The sequence below is a fragment of the Dietzia massiliensis genome (assembly GCF_018390595.1).
Lineage (GTDB): Bacteria > Actinomycetota > Actinomycetes > Mycobacteriales > Mycobacteriaceae > Dietzia > Dietzia massiliensis.
In genome coordinates, this window is sequence record NZ_JAHBAV010000024.1 from 22,721 (window position 1) to 46,120 (window position 23,400).

Annotated in this window: 23 protein-coding genes; 9 read left to right on the forward strand and 14 right to left on the reverse strand. The window is 72.2% G+C overall.

Annotated features, from left to right (window positions below; genetic code table 11):
- Nucleotides 1-54 precede the first annotated feature (54 nt).
- From KHA85_RS08690 to KHA85_RS08700, 3 genes are read right to left on the reverse strand one after another with little or no spacing between them, the layout of a single operon-like run.
- Nucleotides 55-1,407: a glycosyltransferase gene (locus KHA85_RS08690; RefSeq protein WP_236885401.1), complete on the reverse strand. Its 1,353-nt coding sequence runs from the start codon at nt 1,405-1,407 to the stop codon at nt 55-57.
- Complete coding sequence (locus KHA85_RS08695) at nt 1,404-2,420, reverse strand: glycosyltransferase family protein (RefSeq protein ID WP_213185484.1); 1,017 nt, start codon at nt 2,418-2,420, stop codon at nt 1,404-1,406. Before KHA85_RS08695 ends, KHA85_RS08690 begins: the two co-directional genes overlap by 4 nt.
- On the reverse strand, nt 2,417-3,292 hold the full coding sequence (locus KHA85_RS08700) for a WcbI family polysaccharide biosynthesis putative acetyltransferase (RefSeq protein WP_213185485.1): 876 nt from the start codon (nt 3,290-3,292) through the stop codon (nt 2,417-2,419). The genes KHA85_RS08695 and KHA85_RS08700 overlap by 4 nt, the downstream gene beginning before the upstream one ends.
- 59 nt (nt 3,293-3,351) lie before the next feature.
- Between KHA85_RS08700 and KHA85_RS08705 the strand changes: the two genes are divergently transcribed.
- Entirely contained in the window at nt 3,352-4,467 is a 1,116-nt protein-coding gene (locus tag KHA85_RS08705; RefSeq protein WP_308936900.1) for a glycosyltransferase family protein, read from the forward strand.
- Nucleotides 4,468-4,512: 45 nt separating this feature from the next.
- On the opposite strand, the gene KHA85_RS08710 is transcribed toward KHA85_RS08705, so the two are convergent.
- Nucleotides 4,513-5,190 carry a DNA alkylation repair protein gene (locus tag KHA85_RS08710; RefSeq protein WP_213185486.1) on the reverse strand — a complete coding sequence of 226 codons (678 nt, stop codon included), beginning with the start codon at nt 5,188-5,190 and terminating at the stop codon, nt 4,513-4,515.
- A 102-nt stretch (nt 5,191-5,292) separates the two neighbouring features.
- Here KHA85_RS08710 and KHA85_RS08715 point away from each other — a divergent pair, with 102 nt between their 5' ends.
- From KHA85_RS08715 to KHA85_RS08725, 3 genes are all read left to right on the forward strand, one after another.
- The gene (locus tag KHA85_RS08715; protein WP_213185487.1) at nt 5,293-5,727 is read left to right on the forward strand and encodes a pyrimidine dimer DNA glycosylase/endonuclease V; all 435 of its coding nucleotides are present in this window, start codon (nt 5,293-5,295) and stop codon (nt 5,725-5,727) included.
- A 2-nt stretch (nt 5,728-5,729) separates the two neighbouring features.
- Entirely contained in the window at nt 5,730-6,971 is a 1,242-nt protein-coding gene (locus KHA85_RS18470; RefSeq protein ID WP_213185488.1) for an alpha/beta hydrolase, read from the forward strand.
- A 184-nt stretch (nt 6,972-7,155) separates the two neighbouring features.
- The gene (locus KHA85_RS08725) at nt 7,156-8,085 is read left to right on the forward strand and encodes a patatin-like phospholipase family protein (protein WP_213185489.1); all 930 of its coding nucleotides are present in this window, start codon (nt 7,156-7,158) and stop codon (nt 8,083-8,085) included.
- 195 nt (nt 8,086-8,280) lie between these two features.
- On the opposite strand, the gene KHA85_RS08730 is transcribed toward KHA85_RS08725, so the two are convergent.
- Together KHA85_RS08730 and KHA85_RS08735 are read right to left on the reverse strand one after the other, a co-directional pair.
- Nucleotides 8,281-9,537: a glutaminase gene (locus KHA85_RS08730; protein WP_213185490.1), complete on the reverse strand. Its 1,257-nt coding sequence runs from the start codon at nt 9,535-9,537 to the stop codon at nt 8,281-8,283.
- 68 nt (nt 9,538-9,605) lie between these two features.
- Nucleotides 9,606-10,199 (reverse strand): class I SAM-dependent DNA methyltransferase, encoded by a 594-nt coding sequence (locus KHA85_RS08735; RefSeq protein WP_213185491.1) that lies wholly within the window; start codon nt 10,197-10,199, stop codon nt 9,606-9,608.
- 195 nt (nt 10,200-10,394) lie between these two features.
- On the opposite strand from KHA85_RS08735, the gene KHA85_RS08740 reads away from it, so the two are divergent.
- Both KHA85_RS08740 and KHA85_RS08745 read left to right on the forward strand, forming a co-directional pair.
- Nucleotides 10,395-10,628 carry a heavy-metal-associated domain-containing protein gene (locus tag KHA85_RS08740; RefSeq protein WP_007633765.1) on the forward strand — a complete coding sequence of 78 codons (234 nt, stop codon included), beginning with the start codon at nt 10,395-10,397 and terminating at the stop codon, nt 10,626-10,628.
- A 239-nt stretch (nt 10,629-10,867) separates the two neighbouring features.
- Entirely contained in the window at nt 10,868-12,817 is a 1,950-nt protein-coding gene (locus tag KHA85_RS08745; RefSeq protein WP_213185492.1) for a heavy metal translocating P-type ATPase, read from the forward strand.
- Between the two features lie 66 nt (nt 12,818-12,883).
- Here KHA85_RS08745 and KHA85_RS08750 read toward each other — a convergent pair whose 3' ends face one another.
- The 4 genes from KHA85_RS08750 to KHA85_RS08765 form a co-directional block, all read right to left on the reverse strand.
- The gene (locus tag KHA85_RS08750; RefSeq protein ID WP_007633773.1) at nt 12,884-13,285 is read right to left on the reverse strand and encodes a cupin domain-containing protein; all 402 of its coding nucleotides are present in this window, start codon (nt 13,283-13,285) and stop codon (nt 12,884-12,886) included.
- A 133-nt stretch (nt 13,286-13,418) separates the two neighbouring features.
- Nucleotides 13,419-14,198, reverse strand: coding sequence for a Crp/Fnr family transcriptional regulator (locus KHA85_RS08755; RefSeq protein ID WP_043569104.1), 780 nt, complete (start codon nt 14,196-14,198; stop codon nt 13,419-13,421).
- Nucleotides 14,195-15,655 (reverse strand): FAD-dependent oxidoreductase, encoded by a 1,461-nt coding sequence (locus KHA85_RS08760; RefSeq protein ID WP_213185493.1) that lies wholly within the window; start codon nt 15,653-15,655, stop codon nt 14,195-14,197. The genes KHA85_RS08755 and KHA85_RS08760 overlap by 4 nt, the downstream gene beginning before the upstream one ends.
- Before the next feature lie 99 nt (nt 15,656-15,754).
- A complete protein-coding gene (locus KHA85_RS08765) occupies nt 15,755-17,203 on the reverse strand; it encodes an aminotransferase-like domain-containing protein (RefSeq protein WP_213185494.1) in 1,449 nt (482 codons plus the stop codon).
- A 96-nt stretch (nt 17,204-17,299) separates the two neighbouring features.
- Between KHA85_RS08765 and KHA85_RS08770 the strand changes: the two genes are divergently transcribed.
- Nucleotides 17,300-18,532, forward strand: a complete 1,233-nt coding sequence (locus tag KHA85_RS08770) for a pyridoxal phosphate-dependent aminotransferase (RefSeq protein ID WP_213185495.1) — start codon at nt 17,300-17,302, stop codon at nt 18,530-18,532.
- A 165-nt stretch (nt 18,533-18,697) separates the two neighbouring features.
- On the opposite strand, the gene KHA85_RS08775 is transcribed toward KHA85_RS08770, so the two are convergent.
- Nucleotides 18,698-19,447: an alpha/beta hydrolase gene (locus KHA85_RS08775; RefSeq protein ID WP_308936901.1), complete on the reverse strand. Its 750-nt coding sequence runs from the start codon at nt 19,445-19,447 to the stop codon at nt 18,698-18,700.
- Nucleotides 19,448-19,617: 170 nt separating this feature from the next.
- Nucleotides 19,618-20,112, reverse strand: a complete 495-nt coding sequence (locus KHA85_RS08780; RefSeq protein WP_213185501.1) for a glutathione peroxidase — start codon at nt 20,110-20,112, stop codon at nt 19,618-19,620.
- Nucleotides 20,113-20,260: 148 nt separating this feature from the next.
- Between KHA85_RS08780 and KHA85_RS08785 the strand changes: the two genes are divergently transcribed.
- Nucleotides 20,261-20,848 (forward strand): dihydrofolate reductase family protein, encoded by a 588-nt coding sequence (locus KHA85_RS08785; protein ID WP_213185496.1) that lies wholly within the window; start codon nt 20,261-20,263, stop codon nt 20,846-20,848.
- Between the two features lie 48 nt (nt 20,849-20,896).
- Here KHA85_RS08785 and KHA85_RS08790 read toward each other — a convergent pair whose 3' ends face one another.
- Nucleotides 20,897-22,255, reverse strand: a complete 1,359-nt coding sequence (locus tag KHA85_RS08790; protein ID WP_213185497.1) for an MFS transporter — start codon at nt 22,253-22,255, stop codon at nt 20,897-20,899.
- A gap of 173 nt (nt 22,256-22,428) precedes the next feature.
- Nucleotides 22,429-22,770 (reverse strand): transglycosylase family protein, encoded by a 342-nt coding sequence (locus KHA85_RS08795; protein WP_007628931.1) that lies wholly within the window; start codon nt 22,768-22,770, stop codon nt 22,429-22,431.
- A gap of 287 nt (nt 22,771-23,057) precedes the next feature.
- Between KHA85_RS08795 and KHA85_RS08800 the strand changes: the two genes are divergently transcribed.
- Nucleotides 23,058-23,267: a hypervirulence associated TUDOR domain-containing protein gene (locus KHA85_RS08800; protein WP_213185498.1), complete on the forward strand. Its 210-nt coding sequence runs from the start codon at nt 23,058-23,060 to the stop codon at nt 23,265-23,267.
- Nucleotides 23,268-23,400 lie beyond the last annotated feature (133 nt).

A 23,400-nucleotide genomic window follows, 5' to 3' on the forward strand; every position in this document is an offset into this window, starting at 1 on the left:
CCCCGCGCCACCGCTGCGTCGTCGGCGCGTCACCCCCGTCGCACCGGCCGACCGTCACCAGCCCGCGATGATCCGCTCGAGCCGTACACCGGCGCCATCGCCTCCGAGGCTGCGGACCCCGACGCCCGACGCGGCGATCGATTGCGCAGCGGGAGGCCGCTCGCCCCACTCCTGCTCGCGCGCCAGGGCCCGGGAGCTGCGGATCCGCGCGAGGGTGCGCCCCTCGTCGTCGTCCAGGATCACGCTCCCCTCGGGTGGGCACAGGGCGCGCAGCCGCCGCGCGTCGAGCGGCCCGAGCGCGCAGGGACGGTGGATGTCGACGAGGACGGGGGGACGACGACGAGGACCCGCCCCCGGCGTCCCCGGGAGCCACCACGGGCTGCGCGAGCGGAGGTCCACGCGTGGATCGTCTGCGAAGAGCTCGGCGATCACGGCGGCGTCGGATGTGGCGGGGTCGACGGTCACCGCGACATCACCCCAGGTGAGCAGGGATGCGCTGGTGGCGGCGGCCGTGCCGGTCCCGCTGAACGCCTGGTCGGCGGCGTGGACGTGGACGGCGATCGAGGGCAGCGCGTAGATGCCGCCGGCCGGCCGGGTGAGCGGTGAGGCGATGAGCGGGGCCAGGCGCGCGGTCTCGGCGTTCTTCTGGGCGAGGTGGTCGGCGGCCTCCCGCTCCCCGTCCGCGCCGGTGCGGCCGGTTTCGGATCGCTCCCCTGCGTCGGCGCGGCCGGACCAGTCGGGGCCGTCGTGCCAGGCCACGGCGTCGGGGACGTACAGCAGGCGGCCTCCGGCCTGTTCGCAGCGCCAAGCGAGGTCCCAGTCCTCGCCGCCGTAGCCGATGATGGCGGGGTCGAAGCCGCCGGCCAGGTCGTAGAGGCGGCGGTGCAGGCCGCACACGGCGGACAGCACGCCGCGCCACAGGTCCTCGCCCCGGGTGAGGTTCGCGGTCTCGGCGTAGTAGGCGGCCGGCCACTCGGGGTCCGGGAGGATCTCGGCGGGCTCCACTTCTTCTGCGGGGTGCGGAAAGCGCCCGTACCGACGCCGCCCCACCACCAGCAGATCGGGTCGACCCTCCAGCGCCTCACACATCGCGGCGACGTACCCCGGCCCGGGCACGGTGTCCCCGTCGAGGAAGAGCAGGAGCTCCCCGTCCCCGGCCCGCGCCCCCAGGTGGCGTGCGGCGGAGGCACGGAAACCGCGATCGTCCTGCCGCACGACGGTGACGTCGGGCGGGACCGTCGGCGGGGTGGGCGAGCCGTCGTCGGCGACGATCACCCGCAGCGCGCCCCGGTGGTCGAGTCCGGTCTGGCCGCGGAGGGCGGCGAGGATCCGGTCGAGCATGCGCTGGTCGCGGTAGTACGGGATGACCACGTCGATGCCACCGCGCACGGAGGTACTCGGGGTCATGCGGGCCCCCTGGTTCCCGCCGGCCACTGCGCCCACGCCGCGCGGTACGCGCGTCCGAGTTCCTCGATTCCCGGCGGCGGGGGCGGGATGCGTGTGGGCGAGGGATCGTCGAGCAGTCGCCGAAGGTCGCCGGCGAGGTCGGTGCCGTCAGTGATGAGCAGGGAGCCGGGGCGGTCGTGTTCCATCTCGCGGATGTAGTCCGAGTCCCAGACCAGGGGGCGCCGGCCGGCCGCGGCCCACGTGCCGAGCGACCCGGACGCCGACACGTTGCGGAACAGGGCGACGGGCACCGTCACCTCGCCGAGCACGCGGGCGAGGTCCTCGTCGTCGACCCGTCCCGTCACCTCGGCGCGCCCACCGGCGGCGCGGACGGTCTGTAGCGCGGCGTCGACGTAGTCGTCGTGCCCGTCAGCGGGGGCGCCCAACAGCCGTAGAGTTATGTCGGCGTCACCCCCAGCGGCCAGGGCGGCGACGGCCTCGGCGACCACGTCGACGGCCTTGCCCGGGTGCAGGAACCCGAACACCCCGACCGACCGCTCGTCAGGGGTGAGGTCGGCGGGCGGCCCGAGGTCGGGGACGGGCAGCGGGATGACGGCGTCGACGGCGATGCCGGCGGCCGCGCAGAGGCGCCGCTCGTGCTCGGAACTCACCACGACGAGCCCCGCGGCGCGCGCGATGCGCTGGTAGGTCCGCGTGCGGCGACGGCACCGCTCGACTCCCTCCGCAGGCTGGGGCACGTCGTGGAGGGTCACGCCGACGGGCCGGTCAGCGGCCACAGCTTCTACAGCCGTAGCGGCCTTGTCCGGCGTGCGGCCGAACAGGGGGTCGGTGATGTGCAGGTGCACGGGCACGCGCCCCCACCCGGCCAGCGCGGCGGGAAGCGCGGCCACCTCCTCGACCTCGAGGACCGGCGTGCCCGCGGCGCGCGCGCTGTCCACGGCGAAGCGGGTCACCCCGTGCTCGGGCGGGCCGAGGGCGATGGTCAGCGGGGCTCCGGGGTCCGCGGCCGTCATCGCAGCCCCAGCAGGTCGATGCGGTCGGCGTGGCGGCGCAGGCCCTCCTCGACCACGCCGGGCGTGGCCGCGTACCAGGCCAGATGCGCGTCGATGATGTCCTGAGTGCGCACCGGCGCGCCGTCGACGAGCCAGTCGCCCGGCGCGGTGACGTCGAGCCCGGTCACGTTGAGGGCGCGGGCGACGGCCGGCTCCACGGGCGCGCGGGTGGCGCCGAGGGGCTCTCGGTCTCCGATCCGCGGCGGGTCGGTCAGCATCCCCGCGGGCAGCCGCTCGAGGATGCGCTCGAACACCGTGGCCAGCGTGTGCCGGTCGGGGTGGTTGATCGTGTGCCAGCGCGGGAATCCGTCGAGCAGATCGGAGGCGGTCAGCGTGCCGTGCGCCTGCTCACGGACCCGCAGGGCCTCCACCGAGTCGCGGGCGGCCGCCAGGGCCTGCCCGGCGGTCGGAGCCGCCTCGAGCACACCGCGGTCACCGGTCGCGGAGGCGAGGATCGTGCGCAGGTCGTGGTACGGGGCGAGCGGCGGGACCAGCGACCGGTCGTGGGGCGGTCGGACCAACACCTGGTACGGGTGCAGACCGGCGTAGCGCAGGACGGGGACGAGGACGACCGTCGCCGAGGGCGGCAGATGCGCGGCGAGCTGGCGATGCCCGAGCGGTAGGTCGCGGTAGTCGTCGCGGACGGGCTGGACGATCAGCACGTCCGTGCGCGCGAGGTCGGCGTGCAGGGCGGGCAGGTCGGCGGCCGTCATCTCGTACACCGGCCGCACGTCCACGACCCGGACCTCATCCGAGGCGCGCAGCAGGTCGCGGTAGACGTCGGCCTGACAGTTGCCGATCACCATGACGGTCGGCCGGTCGGGGGTGCTCACCGCGTCGACAGTAGTAGGCCCGGGGTCGATGCCCCGGGGGCGCATGGCACGGTGTCGAGGTGAACTCTGGCGCCTCCCCCGCCCCGACGATGCGGGTCCGCTCGGTGCCCGCCGGGCACGACTACGTCCGCCACGCCCTCGGACCCGCCACCGATGTCGTCGTGCTCGACGACCCGGTGCTGGACCCGGCCGACCCCGCCCGGTGGTGGCCCCATCCGGCGCTGGAGTCGGCCGAGCGACCCGAGGTCCTCGACGACGCAGACCTCGTGCACGTGCATTTCGGGTACGAGCACCGCTCGCCCGAGCAGATCGCCGAGTTCGTCGCGACACTACGGGCGCGGGCGATGCCGCTGGTGGTGACCGTCCACGACCTGACCAACCCGCACGAGCCCGACCCCACCGCCCATCTCGAGCGCACCGGTCATCTCGTTCGCGGAGCCTTCGCCGTCCTCACGCTGACCGTCGGCGCCGCCGCAGAGATCCGCAAGCGGTGGGGCGTCGACGCGCAGGTCATCCCGCATCCTCGCCTCGTGTCGGCCGCGGTCACCGAGCCGCTGCGCCGAGCCCGCGCCTCAGCCGGCCACGACGGCCGGCGCCCCGGTCGCGTCCGCACGGTCGGGGTGGTGCTCGGTTCACTGCGCGCAGGCGTCGCGGCCGAGCAGCTGTTGCCCGCGCTCGCCGACGCGCTCCCGCCCCACACCCGGCTGATCGTGATGATCCGCGCCGATGCCCTCGCCGCCGCCCGCGATCCCGGCCACCCGCGGCATGCCGCCGCGCTCGTGCTCGACCGTCTCGCCAGCCGCCCCGAGGTGGAGGTGCGGGCGCACGACCACCTGCCCGAGTCCGATCTGTGTGCTGCCCTCGCCGGGTTCGACGCCCTCGTGCTCCCACACCGCCACGGCACGCATTCGGGCTGGTTGGAGCTGTGCCGCGACCTGGGTCTGCCGCCCGTCATCCCGCGCATCGGCTATCTGGTCGAGCAGTGGGGCCACGACGTCGCCTCGTACGACGCCGGATCACCTGACACCGCCGGGCTCCGTGAAGCACTGGGCACCGCGCTCGGGAGCCCGCCGGCTCCCGCGCGCTCGCCGGACGCCGAGGACGCCGCCGTCGCGGCCGCCCACGCCGCGATCTACCGCGCAGCGCTGACCACTGGAACTCACCCAGGACGTTGACGCCGGGAATCGGCGTCTGTGACCACTCGCCGAGAGTGCGCGGCGTCAGCCCTCCTGCCGGCGGACCATCTCGCCGATCCACTCGGGCACGTACGGCGAGGTGCAGCCGCGCGGCGTCGGGTAGTCGCGCAGCACCCCGAGCCGCTCGCCGATCTCCAGCGCCCGCGCGCGCAGCTCCGGGTGGTGGATGCCGATCTGCGCCAGGCAGGTGTTCATCTCCCACTGCAGCCGCTCGTGGGCGTCGGCCATCTCGGCCTCGATCACGTCCATCAGCCCGGGCAGGTCCAGCCCCTCGGGCTTCTTGACTACGCGGTCGGCGGTGAGCGCCCAGCCGGCGGAGGCCACGACCGGGTCGGCATCGTCGAGCCACGCGACGCGCAGGTCCTCGGCGTGCGGGCCCTTCATCACCACGTAGCCCACCAGCCAGTCGTGGACCTTCCGGGTGCGCGCCTGACGCAGCATGGCATCGAGCTCGTCGGCGGAGAACTCCTTCGGCCGGCACACGAGGATCGCCAGCAGCCGCGCGGCCGAGTCACCGGTCGCCCACAGTTCGACCGCCAGGGGCTGGTTCTTCTTCACCCGCTTGGCCACCGCCCGCAACGCCGTGAGGTTGACCCCGTGGTCGTCACCGTGCCGGGCGTTGACCTCCCGGATCCGGGCGTCCTCGAGACCGGCGAGCTCGGCCATCACCTCGTCGAGCGTCGGCGTTGTCGTCGTCGTCATGGTCTCGTCCCTTCCCCTCCGGGCGCGCCCGCCGCGCCACCTGTCGGCCCGCCGCCACGCGCGCCGGCCCCCGCCACGCGGCGCGTCCCTATACTCGCCGGGGTGCGCCTGTGGAGCATCCATCCCGACCTGCTCGACCGCGCCGCGCTCATCGCCGGCTGGCGCGAGGGGCTCCTGGCCCAGAAGGTACTCCGCGGGATGACGAAGGGCTATCGCGCGCATCCCCAGCTCGAGCGGTTCCGCACCCTCGCCGACCCGGTCGCGGGGATCGCCACATGGCTGCACGGTCTCGCCGACGCCGCCGACGCGCGCGGCTACCGCTTCGACCGCACGCGCGTCGTCCTGCCGCCCGGGCCCGAGCGCCTGCCGCTCACCGACGGCCAACTCGCGCTGGAGTGGGCGCACCTGCGCGCCAAGGTGATCGAGCGCGACCCGCCGTGGCTGGACCGGCTCGTCACCCCGCGACCGCACCCGATGTTCGACCTGATCCCGGGCCCGGTCGCGGCCTGGGAACGCGCTGACCTGCCCGAGGAGTGACCGTGCCACGTCCCACCCGCGTCCCGCTGCCCGCGCTCGTCGCGCCCGCCGCGGTGTCCACGGCGCTCGCCCTGCGCCCGATCCGTCGGCCGTTCGCCGCCGCCACCGCGGGGTGGGTGATGAGCCTGCCGGCGCTCGAGGTGCCGCTGCACATCGGCGCACTCGTGGGCGCGGCCACCGCGACCGCGCTGGGCCGCCGGGAGCGGCGACCGTCCGACGTGGTGGGCGCGGGAATGGCCGCGCTGACCTGCACGGGGCTGGGGGTCGTGCTCGCGCGCCACCTCGCCGCGCGGCCCGTCCTGGACCGCGCGCTGCGGGAGCGGGCGCCGGGGGACGGTGCGCTGCAGGCCGGCACGGAGGGGCGCGGCACGGCGACGACGACGAGCTCCGCCCCACGCCACCGCACGCCCTGGCCGACGGTTCTGGTCCGTCCGTGGCCGCTGCCGCCGCACGGGGTGCGGGCCCGCCGGGGCATGGTCTACGGTCCGGACCCCGTGGCGAACCGATTCGATCTCTACACCCGTGCAGACCTCCGCCCTGGTGGCGACGGCGGGGCCGGGTCCCGTGCGGGTGAGTTCGGCGCGGGGGTGGACGGGGTCCGCGGTGTGCTCGTACACATCCACGGCGGTCACTTCCGCGCGGGCGCACCGAGCCGCGAGTCCCGCGCGATGCTGTTCGACCACGCGCGTCGCGGTTGGGCCGCCCTCAGCGCGACCTACACCCTGTCGCCCACCCCCGAGGCGGGCTTCCCGCAGCACCTGGTGGACATCAAGCGGCTCCTCCACTGGATCCGCGTCGAGGGCCCGTCACATGACATCCCGGCCGATGCGCCGATCGTCGTCGCGGGCAGTTCGGCAGGCGCCCACATCGCGATGATGACCGCGCTGACCGCGAACGATCCCCGATTCCAGCCCGGCTTCGAGCACGTCGACACCACGCTGGCCGCAGCGGTCGGGCTCTACGGGTACTACGGCCGGCTGGGCAGTGCGACCAGGGACGTCTCGGACCCCGTGCGGCATCCGGCCTCCGGGGCGCCGCCGGTGGCGATCATCCACGGCACGCTGGACACGTACACGCCGGTCAAGGGCTCGCGGCGGCTCGTACGGCACCTGCGCGCGGGGTCGCCGAACCCGGTGATCTACACCGAACTGCCGGGCGCGCAGCACGGCTTCGACGCGGTGTGCTCGCCGCGCTACCTCGCGGTGGTCGACGCGGTCGCCCGGTTCACGGACCGTTACGCCTGAGCGCTCCGGCCGCGTAAGGTTCCACTCACTGCCAGGACATCGCCGATCCGAGGAGACTCCATGCCGCTGACGGGACGATACGAACCCCCGCGGGTCGGCGACTACACCGCGCGCGAGGTCACCGGCGCCGAGCGCGACGAATGGTGGGCGCGGACGTGAGTCGCAGACCTCAGGAGTCCGACGCATGAGCAGGACGGCGATCGTGCTCGGCTGCGGCGGCACCATCGGGGCCGCCTGGGCGATCGCGGCCATGCACGCCCTGGGCGAGCAGACCGGTTTCGACCCGCGTGAGGCCGACGTCATGCTCGGCACCTCCGCGGGCGCCGAACTCGTCACCATGCTCGCCGGCGGCGTCTCCGTCTCCGAACTGGTCGACATGCAGTACGGCCGGGCCACCGACCCGAGGCTGCGGGACCACATCGCCTCCACTCCGCCCAGCGTGCCGCCGCTGCCGCGGCTTCCGTTGCTCAACCCGGGCCTCCTGCGCAAGCGCACCGGGCTGGCGGGCCTCACCGGCATCGCCCCCACGGGGCGCGCGGACGCGGGGTGGCTGCAGCGACTCGCCGAGCAGTTCGAGGTCGGCGCCTGGCTCCCCCACCCCGCGGCCCGGATGGTGGCCTACGACGTCCGCGCCGGGGAGCGGGTCGTGTTCGGCGCACCCGGGTCGCCCCACGCGACCGTCGGCGAGGCGCTGCGCGCGTCCTGGGCGACCCCCGGCTGGATGCCGCCGGTGCCGATCGGGGACCGTATCTTCGTCGACGGCGGGATGGGCTCGACCGCCTCGGTCGACCTCATCGGTCCGGAGGAAGCGGACCTCATCTACGTCATCGCCCCGATGGCGTCGGCACCGGGCGTCCGCATCCCCGGCCCCGGTGGCTCGCTCGAGTACCGGATGATCCGCCGCCCGATGTCGACCGTCCTGCACGCCGAGATCGCCACCGTCCGCGCCCGCGGCACGACCGTCGTGCCGATCCTGCCGACCCACGCCGACCTCGCCGGCCTGAGCGCGCATTTCATGAACGGCGCGCGCCGCACGCAGGCGTTCGAACACTCCGTGACCACCGCCCCCGACACGGTCCGAGCCGCGCTCGCCGCCAACGGGGCCGGGGTGTGACTGGGCCGACTCAGCGATATGCGACTGAACCTCTCGACGCCGGCTGTCACCCTCTATCCCCCGACCGCGTCCGCGTCACGACCCCCTGGTGATCGCTAGTCGCTACGGGACGTTGGAACGTCGCGCGCCGCCGGCGGGGGGCACGAGTTCGCACCGGTCAGCGGGCTCAACGGCGGGTGAGCACCACGGGGACCGTCAGCGGGCAGCCCGGCGGGTGACCGGGCGGGTGCCGTCGCCGAGGTCCGGCTCCGGCAGGCGCCGCCCCGGGTCCGCGAGCCCCACCGTGTGCCCCTCCGCGGACAGCCGCCGCATCGCCTCGAGCAGCATCCGCCGGGCGCTCGCGTTGACCGAGGACACGCGGCTGAGGTCGAGCGTCACCTCGCCCGGCCCCTCGGGGATTTCGGCCAGGCGCCGCAACACCTGCTCGGCGCTGGCGAAGGTCATGGGGCCCTGCAGGCGGAACGTGCGTCGGCCGGAGATCTCGTCGAACCGCACCGACCGCACGGCCTCGACCTCGGTGACCGTGGTGTTCATGAGGTGCAGCTCGAGGTCCTGCGACAGCCGCTCGAAGGTGCGCACGCCCTCGACGCTGTGTCCGTGCTCGTCGAGCCGCGGCGAGAACACCCCCAGCCCCACCTGACCGGGCAGCGCGCCGAGGATGCCCCCGGACACCCCGCTCTTCGCCGGGATCCCCACCGTGGACATCCAGTCGCCGGCGGCGTCGTACATCCCGCACGTCGCCATCACGGCGAGGACCTGCCGCGCGACCGGCGCCGACACGACCCGCTCGCGCGTGACCGGGTTGACGCCGCCGGTGGCCAGCGTGACGGCCATGACGGCGAGGTCCCGCACCGTCACCCGGTACGCGCACTGCCGGGTGTACCCGCGCACGGCCTCGTCGGGGTCCTCCTCGATGATCCCGCCGGCCCGGACGAGGTTGGCCATCGCGCGGTTGCGGAACGCGGTCCGCAGCTCGGACTCGCACACGGCGCCGTCGACCTCGAGACGCCGGCCCGCGAACGCCGACAACCCGTCCGCGATGACCTCGCTGCGCTCGTCCTCCGAGGCACCGGGCGGGCCGACGAGCGTGTGCGTGGTGATCGCACCGATGTTGATCATCGGGTTGCGCGGCCGGCCGGTGTCCCGGTTGAGGGAGATCTGGTTGAACGCGTCGCCGGACGGCTCCACCTCGACCTTCTCCAGGACAGCCTCGATCCCGCGGTCGCGGAGGGCGAGCGCGTAGACGAACGGCTTGCTCATCGACTGGATCGTGAACTCCGCGTCGGCGTCGCCGGCTGTGTAGACGACCCCGTCCATCGTGCAGGCGGCCACCGCGAACCGGTCCGGGTCCACGGCCGCGAGCTCGGGGATGTAGTCGGCGAGCCGGCCCTCCCCGCCGTCCGAGCAGGCGTCGCGGATCTCGAGCAGATAGTCAGGTACCGGCGTCTTCACGTCACCAGCGTGTCATGACCGCCCGCGCGGGGGCCGATCAGTCCCGGGCGCGGGGCCTGCGATGCCCGTCAGGCGGCGGACCGCGCGGTCACGACGGCATGCGGCGCACCCGGCTGCGTACGCCGGCCCGTCACCCTGAAGCCCGCGCGCTCCAGAGCGGTGACCATGCCGTCCATCGGCCAGAGGTAGGCCGTGGCCGCCGGGTGGGCGAACCGACCGTGACAGGGTCCGGTGAAGAACGACAGGAGCAGCTGCCCGTCCGCCTCGAGAACCCGGTGGAGGGTCGCCAGCGCCACGGGGAGCTCCCGTCCATCCATGTGGATGAGCGAGTACCAGGCCAACAGGCCGGCCCACCGCTCCTCCGTCCCGTCCAGATCGGAGATCGCGCCGTGCCGGAACGCCACGGTCGGAAAGCTCTCCCGGGCCATGTCGACGAACGGGCCGGAGGGTTCGAGCCCGTCCACCGCGTGCCCCAGCGCCGCCAGGTGCCCGGCCCACCGTCCAGTGCCCGAGCCGACGTCGAGGATGCGCCCGGGGACACCACCCGCCCACGCCTCGATGACCTCGCGGTCGGGATCGTCCGGGGCGACCTCCCTGCCCAGCACGCCCGCCAGCACCTCCGCCCGCGCCACGTACGCGCTCGGGATGTCCTCATATGTCATGTTCCTGATCCCCCCATTTTCCTTTGATCTCATGTCGATCAACGCGGACCACGCCTCGAAATAGTCCCCGCGACACGACCGGAAAGAATTGTGCGGATAAGTGATCCGCGTCAATGTTCCGGCAGCGGCCCGTCTCTATCGTGGGAATTAATCGGCGGCGGGTGCCGACCGGGACCGAGAAGAAAGGACAACGTCATGGCCGTAAAGAATGTCATTCACAGCATCCTGCGCGCGGAGGGGTTCTCCTGCCCGTCCTGTGTGGCCAAGATCGAGAAGCAGGTCGGTCGACTCGAGGGTGTCGAGAAGGTGGAGGTGCACTTCGCCTCCTCGCGGATCGAGGTCGACCACGACCCGGGGGTGTCCAGCGTCGATGACCTCGTGGCCGCCGTGGCGAAGGCCGGTTACAGGGCACGTCCCAGCGCCTTCTGACCGGACCGGTGACCCTTCACCTGCCCTCCGCCGTCCCGCGCGCCGATTCGCCCGGGACGGCGGAGCCGCGTTTTCCGGACATTCCCCCACCGCCGGGCCTGCCGTATCCGGTCGTGCCGGTTAATTGATCACCGTCATGGTCGCTTCACCGGAACGCTCTTATGGTAATTCCGACGGATCGAGGAGATGTGTCGGAAACACCGCACCGAAATTTGGACCCGGATATCGAGGAGTAGGTCATGAATACCATCCGTAAATGGATATACGGGCGTTGGTTCGTCCCGATCCTGTCGGGGCTGCTCATCATCGGATCCTTCATCGCATCCGGTGTGGCCGGCTCGGACTTCCGCGGGCTCGAGGACAACGCGGTCCTCGCCGACGTGTTGATGCTCGCCGCCGCTGTCGTCGCGGGAGCCCCCATCGTCAAGAAGGCGGTCGATGCCCTGCTCATCCGCCACATCGGCATCGATCTGCTGGTGTCGGTCGCGGCGATCGGCGCGATCATCATCGGCAACTACTGGGAGGCGTCCGCGGTCACCTTCCTGTTCGCGATCGGTCACGCCCTCGAGTCGGCCACCCTCAACAAGACCCGCTCCGCGCTGGCCGAGCTGGTTGCCGTGGCACCGGACGTCGCGGTGGTGATGCGTGACGGCGAACAGGTGGAGGTCCCGGCCGGCCAGGTCCGCCAGGGTGAGATCGTACTGGTCAAGAACGGCGCCAAGGTCCCCGTCGACGGCCAGGTCGTGGCCGGTTCCGGTGCGCTCGACGAGGCCTCGATCACCGGCGAGTCGATTCCCGTGGAGAAGTCCGAGGGCGACCAGGTGTTCGCCGGCACCGTGTCGCGCGGGGGATTCCTCCACGTCCTGGCGACCGGCATCGGTGCCGACACCACCCTGGCGCGGATCATCCACCGCGTCGAGGAGGCGCAGGACGCCAAGGCGCGTACCCAGAGTTTCATCGACCGCTTCTCCGCGTGGTACACCCCGGGCATCATGGTCCTGGCGCTGGTCGCCGGCCTGATCAGCGGCGATGTGGTGCTGGCGCTGACCCTGCTGGTGATCGGCTGCCCCGGTGCACTGGTCATCTCGATCCCGGTCGCGATCGTCGCCGGCATCGGCAGGGCGGCCCGCAACGGCATCCTCATCAAGGGCGGGGAGTACCTGGAGACCTCCGCGAAGATCGACGTCGTCGCGGTGGACAAGACCGGAACCCTCACCGAGGGACGACCCGAACTGACCGACGTCCTCGTGCTGGCCCCTGACAGGTCCCGCGCCGACGTGCTGGCCCTGGCGGCAGGCGGCGAGGCGGGCTCCGAACACCCGCTGGCCCGGCCGATCCTCGAGGCGGCCTCGGCCGAGGGGGTCGCCTACGACACTCCCGAATCGGTCCGGCCTATCGCGGGCAAGGGTCTGACCGCGCAGGTGGACGGGCATCGCGTCCTGATCGGCAACCAGGCGCTGCTGGACGAGTTCGGGATCGCCGACGACGGCGGCGCGGCACTGGCGGCCGACGACTTCGCCCGCGACGGCAAGACCCCCATGATCATCGCCGTCGACGACGAGGTGGCCGGCGTCATCGCGGTGGCCGACACCGTCCGTGCCGATGCGGCCGAGATGATCGCCCGGCTCCACGGTTCCGGTGTCGAGAAGGTCATCATGCTCACCGGTGACGTCCCGCTGGTCGCGGAGGCGGTCGGCGCGGCCACCGGGGTGGACGAGGTCCGGGCGGGGCTGCTGCCGGAGGACAAGCTGCACGCGGTCACCGAGCTGCAGCGGGCGGGCCACACCGTGGCCATGGTCGGCGACGGCGTCAACGACGCTCCCGCGCTGGCCACCGCGGACATCGGTGTCGCGATGGGCGCCGCCGGGTCAGCCGTGGCGGTGGAGACCGCGGATATCGCACTCATGGGTGACGACCTGCTCAAGCTGCCGGAGGCCGTCGGTCTGGCGAAGCGCACCGTGTCGGTGATGCGTCAGAACATCGCGGTCGCGATGATCACCGTGGCCGCGCTGCTGGCAGGTGTCTTCGCCGGAGGGGTCACCATGTCGATCGGCATGCTCATCCACGAGGCGTCCGTCCTGGTGGTCATCGTCAACGCGATGCGTCTCCTGCGCCGGCGGGTCGACGTCCACCGCACCGTCGCCGACCCGGATCGCCGGGGGCGGCACCGCGAGGCGGTCTCGGCCTGACCTGACGCGACACCGCGGGCCCGCACCGGAAGATCGACCGGCCCGGGCCCGCGGTGTCTCGTCAGATCAGTGGTCGTCGTCCGCCTTGGTCTGATGAACGGTGCCGTGCTCGTGCTCGGGCGGGCCGTACAGCGAGTACACCTTGAGGTCGTCATCACCGATGTTGGTGACGTTGTGCCAGCTCCCGGCGGGCACGAGAATTACCCAGTCGTCGGAGACCTCGCGGACGAAGTCGAGCTGGTCCTTCGCCGGCCCCATCTCGACCCGACCCGTGCCGGCCTCGACGCGGAGGAACTGGTCGTGGTCGTCGTGGACCTCGAGACCGATGTCGTCCCCGGGGCGGATGCTCATCACGGTGAGCTGCATGTGCGATCCCGTCCACAGGGTGGTCCGGTAGTTGTCGTTGGCGAGGGTGGCGTCCTCGATGTCGACGACGAACGGGTTCGGACCCTGGTCAGTGGGGCTCATCGATACTCCTGCTTCCGTAGGCGGGTACACACTGTGGCCGGCGGCCGATGTTGTCCTCCCAAGTTTCGGTCACTCCCGGGCCACTTTCAACCAAGGACAGGCTGTGCAACGCCCCGCGAACGCTCGCGGGCGCTCAGCGCGGCTCGGCGATCTCGGCCAGTCGCTCGCGGTCGAGCACGGCGGTCCAGCGGCGACCGGAATCGATGATCCCCTCCCGCCGGAGCCTGCTCATCACCCGTGACACCGACTCGGGTGTGGACCCGGTCATCCCTGCCAGGTCGGATCGCGTCAGCGGTAGCTCCAGCAGCGTTCCCGCCGCGCGGCCGTCGCCGAACCCGGAGCGGGCCTCACCGAACTTGTCGGCGACACGCAGCAGTGTCCCGGCCACCCGCTGCGCCACGGTACGGGTGGCGTGGTGCGTCACCGTGGTCCGCGCGTCCTCGAGCAGCCCCGTGAGGTGGTCGACGACGCGCAGCGCCACCTGCGGGAATCGGGTGAGGAGGTCGCGGAAGTCCTCGGCGCTGATCCGCAGCGCGCACAGTGTGTCGATCGCCTCGACCGTCTCGCCGTACCGCGGCGTGCCGAGCGAGTCGACACCACCGGCGAAATCACCCGGTGCGAGCAGGTCGACGACGACGGTCCGGCCGTCCTCGGAGTCCCGGTACGCTTTGGCGCGACCGTGGGCGATGACGTAGAGGTACCCGGAGCGCTCGCCCTCGGTATACACGGCGTCGCCGGAGCCCCACGACAGGGACACCGCACGCCGGTCCACCTCAGCGATCCCGTCGGCGTCGAGGTCGGCGAAAAACGGAGTGCGGTGCAGGACCGCGAGCCGCACGTCGATCGAGCAGGCGTGAGGTTGTGCGCAGGTCGGTCGCAGCGGTGTCCGGCGGCGTCCGGGGATCGCCGTCACGTCGTATCGTGGCGCTTCAGGTCGCTCGTGGCGGGGCCCTCGATGAGTTCACCACACGCCGAGAAGCGGGACCCGTGCCAGGGGCAGTCCCACGAGCGCTCGACGTCGTTCCAGCTGAGCACGGCCCCCATGTGCGGGCACAGCAGGCCGACAGTGCACTTCTCGCCGTCATCGGCCGTCGCCTCGCCCATCGGTCGGACGCTCGGCCGCGGCTTCCGGACCACCGACTTCGCCGCGGCGGCGGCCATGTGGACGGGCAGATCGGCGTACATCGAGGGCGCGGTCTTGACCATGCCGGTCAGCGACGGCTTGCCGAACGACACGCGCGGGTCGAGCCCTTCGAGGCGGTCGACCATGATCCCCGCCGCCGCGGCGGACCCGCTGACCCCCCACTTGCTGTAGCCGCCGGCGTAGTGCACGCGGCCCTTCCCCCACGGCAGCGGTCCCGACCTGGGGACCATCTCGACCGGGTGGAAGTCCTGCGCGGACCACCCGTGGGTCATCCGCGCGCCGGGGAAGTACTTCTCCGCGTACTCCCGCAGCGACTCGATCTTGGATCCGGTGGGGGCGGCGGTTCCGGTGCGGTGGCCGTTGCCGCCCACGAAGAGCACCTCCCCGTTCTCTGTCGGCACGGTCCGCAGCGAGCGCACCGGTGTCTCCACCGAGCCGTACATGCCCTCCGGCAGTCCGCCGTCGTATTCGAACGCGCACAAGTACGAGCGTTCGGCTTCCATGGTCGCCACCGTCGGGCCGCGGTCCAGTGACGGCCCGGACGTCGCCAGGAGCACGTCGCGCGCGGTGAGGATCCCGCGGTCACTGCGCACCTCGGCGTGGGCGTCCGCGCCGTCGCCGCGCGGGGTCACCTTGGTGACACGGGAGTGCTCGACGACGCGCACCCCGAGCGCGTCCACGGCCTCGACCAGCGCGGCCAGCGCCTGGACGGGATCGATCTGCAGCTGGTCGGGCAGTTCCACGGCCGATCGGGCGGGGAACGGGACATCCGGTCGGTCGTGCCACCGGGCGGGGAGACCGAGGTCGTCCATCGTCTGCTTCTCCTTGCGCAACGATGCCGTCCCCAGGGCGCCACGCGAGTAGCTGAGCGCGGGCCTGCGCTGGGCGGACACGCCGTGCGTCTCGCAGAACTCCGCCCACCAGTCCAGCCCGTACTGATGGGCCTCGGCGTAGTGACGGGCGGTCTCGAGCCCGTGCCTCGACCGCAGCGTCGACAGTCGCGTGCCCTGCAGGACCGAGACCTTGGCCGTGGTCGCGCCGCTCGCCCCGGCGCCGACGGTGTGCGCCTCCAAGACCACCACGGACTTGCCTCGCGCGGCCGCCATGAGGGCGGTGATGAGGCCGGTGAACCCTGCGCCGGCGATCACCAGGTCCACGTGCTCGCCCTCGGAGAACTCCGCCGCCGGGGGGTCGATCGTCGTGCGTCGCCAGAATGATGTGCCCATGGTGCGTCTCCTCTGCGCTCTCGCCGCGGATGTCGCTGGCGCTCACTGTAAGACAGGCCGTATGTGCCCGCACCCGCTCGGCAGGCGCGGGCGCGGGCCTCAGGAGTAGCCGGAGCCGAGCCTCTCGAGCACCCGCCGCAGGTCCGACGCGAACGCGGCCGCGTCCCGCGCGGTGAGCCTCGAATAGCTCAGCACGAGTCCGGCCGCCGCGTGGCTCTCCGCCTGTCCGCTGAGCGGGCGGGTGCGCCACCCCGTCTCCTCGAGCGCGCGGACCACCTCGTCGTCGTCATATCCGGGTAGCACCACGCACAGGTGCAGGCCCGCCTCGACGCCCGTCACCTCCAGTCCCGGACACTCGCGCGCGAGTGCCGCCACCAGGCGGCCGCGACGATCGGCGTACACGCGCGCCGCCCGCGCCAGGTGGCGGTCCATCGCCCCCGACTCCAGGAACGCCGCGAGCGCCTCGGCCGGCAACGACGACGGGCCCCGGCGGTGGACCACCAGCCACCGCTCGACCTCGCGCCGCAACGACGCGGGCGGCAGGCACCACGCCACCCGCAGGTCGGGCGCCACCGACTTGGAGGACGTGCCCACGTACGCCACGTGATCCGCCGCGCCGGGCAGCGTGACCAGCGCCGGCAGGGGTGCGACGCCGTAGCGAAACTCGCCGTCGTAGTCGTCCTCGATCACCAGCGAGCCGGTCCGCCGCGCCCACTCCACCAGCGCGACCCGCCTGTCCACGCTCATGCGGTGCCCCAGCGGGAACTGGTGCGCGGGCGTCGTGAACACGATCGCGCGCTCGGAGCCCAGGCGCGCGGCGTCGAGGCCGCCCGGCTCGGCGGGGTGCAGGCGCGCCTCGAGGCCCTGCTCGCGGGCCATCAGTCGCGCGCCGCGGTAACCGGGGTCCTCCATATGGAACACCGCGGGTGGCCGGTCGGGGCCCGCGGCGGCGAACGCCGCGCACAGGGCCGCGATCGCCGAGCGCGAGCTGTCGAACAGCAGGGGCTCCGCGCCCGCGATGCCGCGGTGACGACGCAGGTGCCCGGCGAGCGCGGCCCGCAGAGAAGGACTCGGCTCCTCCCACGGGTTGAGGCCGGCCAGCCCCTGCGCGGCGGCCGCCCGCACCGCGGCCCGCCACGCGCGCTGATCCACGAGGGTGGCGTCCGGGATGCCGGGCCGGAGGTCCCGCGGCGAGCGGCCCCGGCGGGGCTCGGGGGTCGGCGGCGCGATGGGATCGGCGTGGCCGCGGGTGCGCGCGCCCGCCCGCGCAGCGAGCCCGGCACCGGCACTGATCCGAGTCCCCGAGCCGTGCGCGGACTCGACGAAGCCCGCCGCCGCGAGCTCGTCAAACGCGCGGACCACCGTGCCGCGCGAGAGCCCGGTCTGCTCGGCGAGTGCGCGGGTCGAGGGAAGGCGGTCGCCGTCGGCCAGCGCCCCCTCCGCGATGCGGTCGATGATCCCGTCCACGAGGTCGGCCGCGCCGGCCACCTCGCCCACGACGAGGGAGACGGGGCGGGTGCGACGTGCGGGGTCGGCGGGACGGGCCATGCGCTCCACCGTAGGCGAGCCGGGCGCGAAGTGGTCCCGCGGATATGCGCGAAGTGGATCTTCTGCGCGCGCCACTTCCGGGTTGAGATGGACGCCATGCAGACCTACCGTCAGTCCCGCCGACTCCGCGACGTCCGGTACGACGTGCGCGGACCGATCCTCACCGAGGCGATGCGCCTCGAGGCCGAGGGGCACGACGTGCTCCGGCTCAACCTCGGAAACATGCGCCCGTTCGGTCTGGACGCCCGGCCCGAGCTGGTGGACGCCGTCGCGCGGAGCCTCGAGGACGGGCAGGCGTACTCCGACTCGCGCGGTATCCCGGCGGCCCGCGAAGCCGTCGCGGACTACTACCGCCGTTGCGGCGTCCGCGGGGTCTCGCCGGCGGACGTGTTCTGCGGCAACGGGGTCAGCGAGCTCATCACCCTCGTCCTGCAGGCGATGGTCGACCCCGGCGACGAGATCCTCGTCCCCGCACCCGACTACCCCACCTGGACCGGCGCGGTGAATCTCACCGGCGGGGTGCCCGTGCACTACCTGGCCGACGAGGCGAACGGCTGGAACCCGTCGCTGGCGGACATCGAGTCCCGCATCACCCCGCGCACCACCGCGCTGGTGATGATCAACCCCAACAACCCGACCGGCGCGGTGTACAGCGAGGAGACCGTCCGCGGGATGGCCGACATCGCCCGCCGGTACGGACTGGTGCTGCTGTCCGACGAGATCTACGAGAAGCTGGTCTTCGGTGATGCCGTGCACCACCACGCCGCGCTCGCGGCCGGCGACGACGTGCTGTGCCTGACCTTCGGCGGACTGTCCAAGGCGTACCGGGTGTGCGGGTACCGCGCCGGCTGGGTGGTGGCGACCGGGCCGCTCGACCGCGCCACCGACCTGCTCGAGGGGCTGACGCTGCTGTCGAACATGCGGGTCTGCCCCGGCGTGCCCGGCCAGTTCGCGATCCCTGTCGCCCTGGCCGAGGACTCCCCGTGGGGCCCGGAGGTCGTGGACCCCGACGGCCGGATCGAGCGGCAGTTGGCCCTCACCGCGGAGAGGCTCAACGCGATCCCCGGCGTGAGCTGCGTGGCGCCGCGCGGAGCGTTGTACTGCTTCCCGCGGATCGACCGGGAGATGTACGGGATCGACGACGACGAGGAGTTCGTTCTCGACCTGTTGCGCTCGGAACACGTCCTCGTGACACACGGCACGGGCTTCAACTGGCCGGGCCCCGATCACTTCCGGATCGTCTGCCTGCCCGAAGCCGGTGTGCTGGAGCGCGCGGTCGGCGCGATCGCCCGCCATCTGGAGAGCCGGCTGACGGTCGCGGTGTCGTGAGGGCCGGGTCCAGCGCCGCCCACCGCCGCGGCCGCACGGCCCCGCCCTCATCGAGAAGACAGTTCAGCGCGTATCGGCCGAGAGGCGGTGTGCGGAACTGTCTTCTCGATGGGTTACACGCCCGGGGTTACACGCCCGGGGTTACACGCTCGCGGAAGCGGTCGGTCAGGAACCGGACGAGCTCGACGAGCCCGACGACCCGGCCGAGCCCACGGAACCGGAGGTACCCGGGGTCCCCGTTCCGGACTCGACATCGCCGCCGTACAGGGCGGGCTTGATGTGGTCCCAGCCGGAGTCGAAGTTCTTGAGGAAGTTCGGCCAGTTGTGCAGGCCCGTGTCGGAGAAGTCCACTCTGTGCTCGACGCCGGCGCGATCGAGGGCCTTCTCGAACGCCTTGGAGTTCTCGTACACGCCCTTCTCCAGCACCAGGCCGATGAGCAGGCTCTGGTAGTTCGCGCCGTACTGCTTGAGGTCGGCCTCACCGATCTCGGCGTTGCCGGCCGAGAAGTAGACGGCCTTGCCGCGCAGGCCCTCCGGGTGGGAGATGGTGTCATTCTCTGCCCACCGCTTGCTGCGGTGCGGGCCCCACATGTTCTCGACATCGCCGCCGCGGGTCTCCACGCTCAGACGCACGGTCTGGTATCCGAGCTGGTCCATGGTGGAGTAGAAGCCGCTGAAGGACATCACGGCGTCGTAGACATCGGGGTGCGCGGCGGCGAGGTGCATCGCGGCCTGGCCGCCCATCGAGATGCCCCCGACGGCGGCCTTGGCGGTCGTGTCGAGCTGCTGCTCGACGACGGCGGGGAGCTCCTCGGTGAGGAACGTCTCCCACTTGTTGTGGCCGAGCGTCGGGTCCGTCTCCTCCCAGTCGGTGTAGTACGACGCGTAGGCGCCCGCCGGGTTCACCACGTGCACGTTCTCGTCTCTGAGACGGTCGGCATCTCCGCCTGGTGAGCCCACCCGGTGCTGGTGATCGGCGCCCCGACCCGGAGTCCGAAAGACATGTGGCTCCAAAGAGTGATGAGTAGTGTCTGAGGAACCTTAATCCCGACTGAGTTCGGGGTGTTAACCGCGCACCGCTCCGCTCACCCCCGCAGTGCGTCGGCTACGGCGTCTCTCAGGTCCTCGGGCTTGCGGTTGGGCCCGAACCTGTCGATCACCCGGCCGTCGCGGCCCACGAGGAACTTGGTGAAGTTCCACTTGATCCGCCCGCCCAACACCCCGGACTTCTCAGACTTCAGCCAGTCGTAGAGCGGGTGCGCGCCCGACCCGTTGACCTCGATCTTGGAGAACAGCGGGAACTCCACGCCGAAGTTGCGCTCGCAGAACGCGCCGATCTCCTCGTCCGTGCCCGGCTCCTGGTGCGCGAACTGGTCACACGGGAACCCCAGTACCACGAAGCCGCGGTCGCGGAACTCCTCGAAGAGCGCCTGCAGCCCCTTGTACTGCGGCGTGAACCCGCACTTGCTCGCGGTGTTGACCACCAGGACGACCTGCCCCAGGTAGTCGGACAGGTCCTTCTCGCTCCCGTCCAGCAGGCTGGCTTCGAAGTCCGCGAGGGTGGTCTGGTCGTCGGGCAGGAGAACTCCTCGTCGTCGTACTCGTCGTCGTACACGCCGCTGTCACACGGGACCGGCGGCACCGCGGTGACACTCGCCGCTGCCATTGTCACCGCTCCCAGACCGCACGTGCGGGCGTACTCTGGCACTCCCGTGCGAGGAGGCCTCCGTGAGCCAGTTGATCTACACCGCGTTCGTCTCGCTCGACGGCGTGGTCGAGGCCCCTGGCGGCGAGCCCGGGTACCGCAACACCGGCTGGACGTTCGGCGTGGACTTCCTCGAGGAGGTCTACGGCCTCAAGGCCCGCGAGCAGGACGAGGCCAGCTCGATGCTCCTCGGCCGCGTCAGCTACCAGGCGTTCTCCGCCGTGTGGCCGCAGATGACCGACGAGTTCCCGAAGTACAACGCCATGCCGAAGTACGTGGTGTCCACGACGCTCGCCGAGAGCGACCTGGTGGACGAATGGGGGACGACGACGATCTTGCGCGACCTCGACGAGGTGGCGGCCCTGAAGCAGGCGGAGGGAGCCCCGATCCTCGTGCACGGATCGGCGACGCTGGCCCGGAACCTGTCCGACGCGGGGCTCATCGACCGCTACCACCTGTTGGTGTTCCCGTGGATCCTCGGCGCCGGCAAACGCATGTGGAGTGACACCGACAAGCCGCGGCAGAAGCTCGAGCTGGTCGAGAGCGAGGCCTACGGCAACGGCGTGCAGAAGCTCATCTACGACGTGGTCGGGTTCGACCCCGAGGCCTGAGCGCCGCGGGCGGGGCGAGCGCGGCCCGAGCCGACGCTCCCGGGCCCGTCAGGAGGCGCCGCGCGAGACCTCGGGCATCGAGATCGCCGACGCCGCCCCGATGAGGCCGAGCACCGCCAGGAACACCAGCGCCCAGTCCACGCTCACCGCCGCCAGCGCCGAGCTGACGCCTCCCACCACGAGCAGGATGACGCCCATCATCGTGTTGCCGACCGCGACGTACGCGGTGCGGGTGTCGCCCTCCGCCACGTCCACCACGTAGGTCTTGCGACCCACGCGGACGCCAGAGTGCAGGAGCGTGAGCAGGAAGTACGCGCCGACGAACACCGCGGCGCCGAGCAATGATCCGCCGTCGAAGCCCGGGATCGACTCGATCAGCACCAGGGCCACCGCCACGATCGATGCCGCCGTCGCCGCGCCCGCCATGAGCAGGCGAGACGACCGGTCGGCCATCCGGCCGAAGATGCGCCCACCGATCAGGGACGCCACGCCGGAGGCGAGGATGAAGCCGCCGAGCCCGGCCAGCGCGCCCGTCCCCGAGGCGATCGACAGCGTCACGATGAACGGCGGGCTCAGCGACGACACCAGCAGCAGGCCGCGCACGGAGATGAACCTGCGGAACGTGGCGTCCTCACGGAAGAGCCGCGCCGCGTCCGCGAACCAGGAGGGCGACGACTCGTCGGACGCGGGATCGTCCGCCCCGGATGCCGGTTCGTCGGTGTCGCGGGCCTCGCCGGCCGGCTCGCGCACCCGCGCGTACACCGACGCCGACAGCGCCCACAACAGCGCGCCCACGGCCAGCAGGATCGCCAGCGCTGTGCGGTCGAGATCCTCGCCGCCCAGCAACCGGATGAGCACGCCGAGGGTGATGGCGACCAGGCCGGCCGCCGACGTCGCGAGACCGACGATCTGGCCGCGCTCGCCTGAGGGGATGGTGCGGCCCTGCACGTCCTTCGACGCGATCGAGCACAGACAGCGGCCCAGCGAGAACACCACGAGCGCGGCCAGGACGCCCACGCCGGCGGCGGTCCCCCGGCCCAGCGCGGCGATCACGGCCATCACCGCCACCGACGCAGCCTGCACGGCCGCGCCGGTGACGAAGACCCACTTGCGGCGGCGCACCCGCACCACGAGCGGGGTGAGGAACGCCTGCGGCAGCATCGACCCGGATTCGCGGATCGGCACCAGCAGGCCGACGAACGCCGCGGGCACCCCGAGGACGTGGAACAGCCACGGCAGCACCGTGGAGGCGTTGACGGTCTGGTCCCCCGACGACTGCAGCGTGTTGGCGGCGACGAGTCGCAGGCCGTTGCGCGGCAGGTCGCGTCGGACGGGCTCGGGGAGCTCGTGTTCCGCGTCGTCGGAGCGGGTGACGAGTCGGGAGTAGACACGATCGGCGGTGGTCACCGTTCAGAAGACTAGTCGCCTCCGCCGTCTCGCACTCCGCCACCCGCCCGATCCGGGCCGCCGGTGTAGAGACGCGAGACCGGCGCCGGAGGATCACCCCGGCTAGACGGAAGACCGGCGCCGGAGGATCGCCCCGACGCCGGTCATGCGCATATCCGTGTGTGGCGCTCGGATCAGGCGAGCGGCCCACCACAGTTCGGCCAGGCGCCCGCGCCCTGACCCGCGAGCACCCGCTCGCCGATGTCGATCTGCTGTTCACGCGTGGCCTGGTCGGCCGTCGCGGCGTACTCGCCGCCGCCGTACCCGCTCCACGTCTGGGCGGAGAACTGCAGGCCACCGTAGTAGCCGTTACCGGTGTTGATCTGCCAGTTGCCTCCGGACTCACACTGGGCCACCTGGTCCCAGGAGCTGGCCGGGGCCGCGTTGGCAGCCGGGGTGGCGAGTGAGACGCCGGCCGCTGCCACCCCTCCCGCGAACATCGCACCGGTCAGGGTTCGGACAAGCTTCTTCTGCATCCCTCGTGACCTCCTGAAGGTCTCGTGTCGTGCTCCACGACTCGTTCGTCTGCTTCTGGTTTGTCTGCTTCGACGTCGTTTGTCGGACGGCCGCCGACACTACGAAGAGGCGGGAGGGGCCCCGCAACCCCCGGAGCGGGATCCGGGGTCAGCCCGACCGGTGCACGGGGCGACCGCTGACGTGCAGGCGTGCAGCGCACGGCACAGGTCCGGCAGATCCGACGGCGGGCGGGATCGAGTGCGTGAGATGGCTCACCTTGTCGTCGTCCGGCCCCCATACTGGCGTCATGAGCGACTTCAAGAAGGGCGACCACGTCGAGTGGAACTCCGAGGCCGGGATGGTGCGCGGAGTGATCCGCGATGTCCACACCGAGGACGTCGAGTTCAAGGGACGCATGCGGAGGTGCAGCAAGGACGAGCCGCAGTACGAGATCGAGAGCGACAAGACCGGCCACCTGGCCATGCACAAGGGCTCGGCGTTGAAGAAGATCGACTAGGGCGGGCGGAGCCGGAGGCGAAGACGGGGTCCGATAGTTGCGCGGCGGGGGCAGGCGCGGCGATCCGCCCCTCCGAATGCGATCCGCCCCCGGGGTTCCGGGGGCGGATCGAGATCCGAGGGGCGGATCGCCG

What these genes read in the sequence shown, in the direction of transcription:
- KHA85_RS08690 (WP_236885401.1), bottom strand. Translation starts at nt 1,407, where the DNA reads ATGACCCCGAGTACCTCCGTGCGCGGTGGCATCGACGTGGTCATCCCG.
- KHA85_RS08695 (WP_213185484.1), bottom strand. Translation starts at nt 2,420, where the DNA reads ATGACGGCCGCGGACCCCGGAGCCCCGCTGACCATCGCCCTCGGCCCG.
- KHA85_RS08710 (WP_213185486.1), bottom strand. Translation starts at nt 5,190, where the DNA reads ATGACGACGACGACAACGCCGACGCTCGACGAGGTGATGGCCGAGCTC.
- KHA85_RS08725 (WP_213185489.1), top strand. Translation starts at nt 7,156, where the DNA reads ATGAGCAGGACGGCGATCGTGCTCGGCTGCGGCGGCACCATCGGGGCC.
- KHA85_RS08735 (WP_213185491.1), bottom strand. Translation starts at nt 10,199, where the DNA reads ATGACATATGAGGACATCCCGAGCGCGTACGTGGCGCGGGCGGAGGTG.
- KHA85_RS08740 (WP_007633765.1), top strand. Translation starts at nt 10,395, where the DNA reads ATGGCCGTAAAGAATGTCATTCACAGCATCCTGCGCGCGGAGGGGTTC.
- KHA85_RS08745 (WP_213185492.1), top strand. Translation starts at nt 10,868, where the DNA reads ATGAATACCATCCGTAAATGGATATACGGGCGTTGGTTCGTCCCGATC.
- KHA85_RS08750 (WP_007633773.1), bottom strand. Translation starts at nt 13,285, where the DNA reads ATGAGCCCCACTGACCAGGGTCCGAACCCGTTCGTCGTCGACATCGAG.
- KHA85_RS08760 (WP_213185493.1), bottom strand. Translation starts at nt 15,655, where the DNA reads ATGGGCACATCATTCTGGCGACGCACGACGATCGACCCCCCGGCGGCG.
- KHA85_RS08765 (WP_213185494.1), bottom strand. Translation starts at nt 17,203, where the DNA reads ATGGCCCGTCCCGCCGACCCCGCACGTCGCACCCGCCCCGTCTCCCTC.
- KHA85_RS08770 (WP_213185495.1), top strand. Translation starts at nt 17,300, where the DNA reads ATGCAGACCTACCGTCAGTCCCGCCGACTCCGCGACGTCCGGTACGAC.
- KHA85_RS08795 (WP_007628931.1), bottom strand. Translation starts at nt 22,770, where the DNA reads ATGCAGAAGAAGCTTGTCCGAACCCTGACCGGTGCGATGTTCGCGGGA.
- KHA85_RS08800 (WP_213185498.1), top strand. Translation starts at nt 23,058, where the DNA reads ATGAGCGACTTCAAGAAGGGCGACCACGTCGAGTGGAACTCCGAGGCC.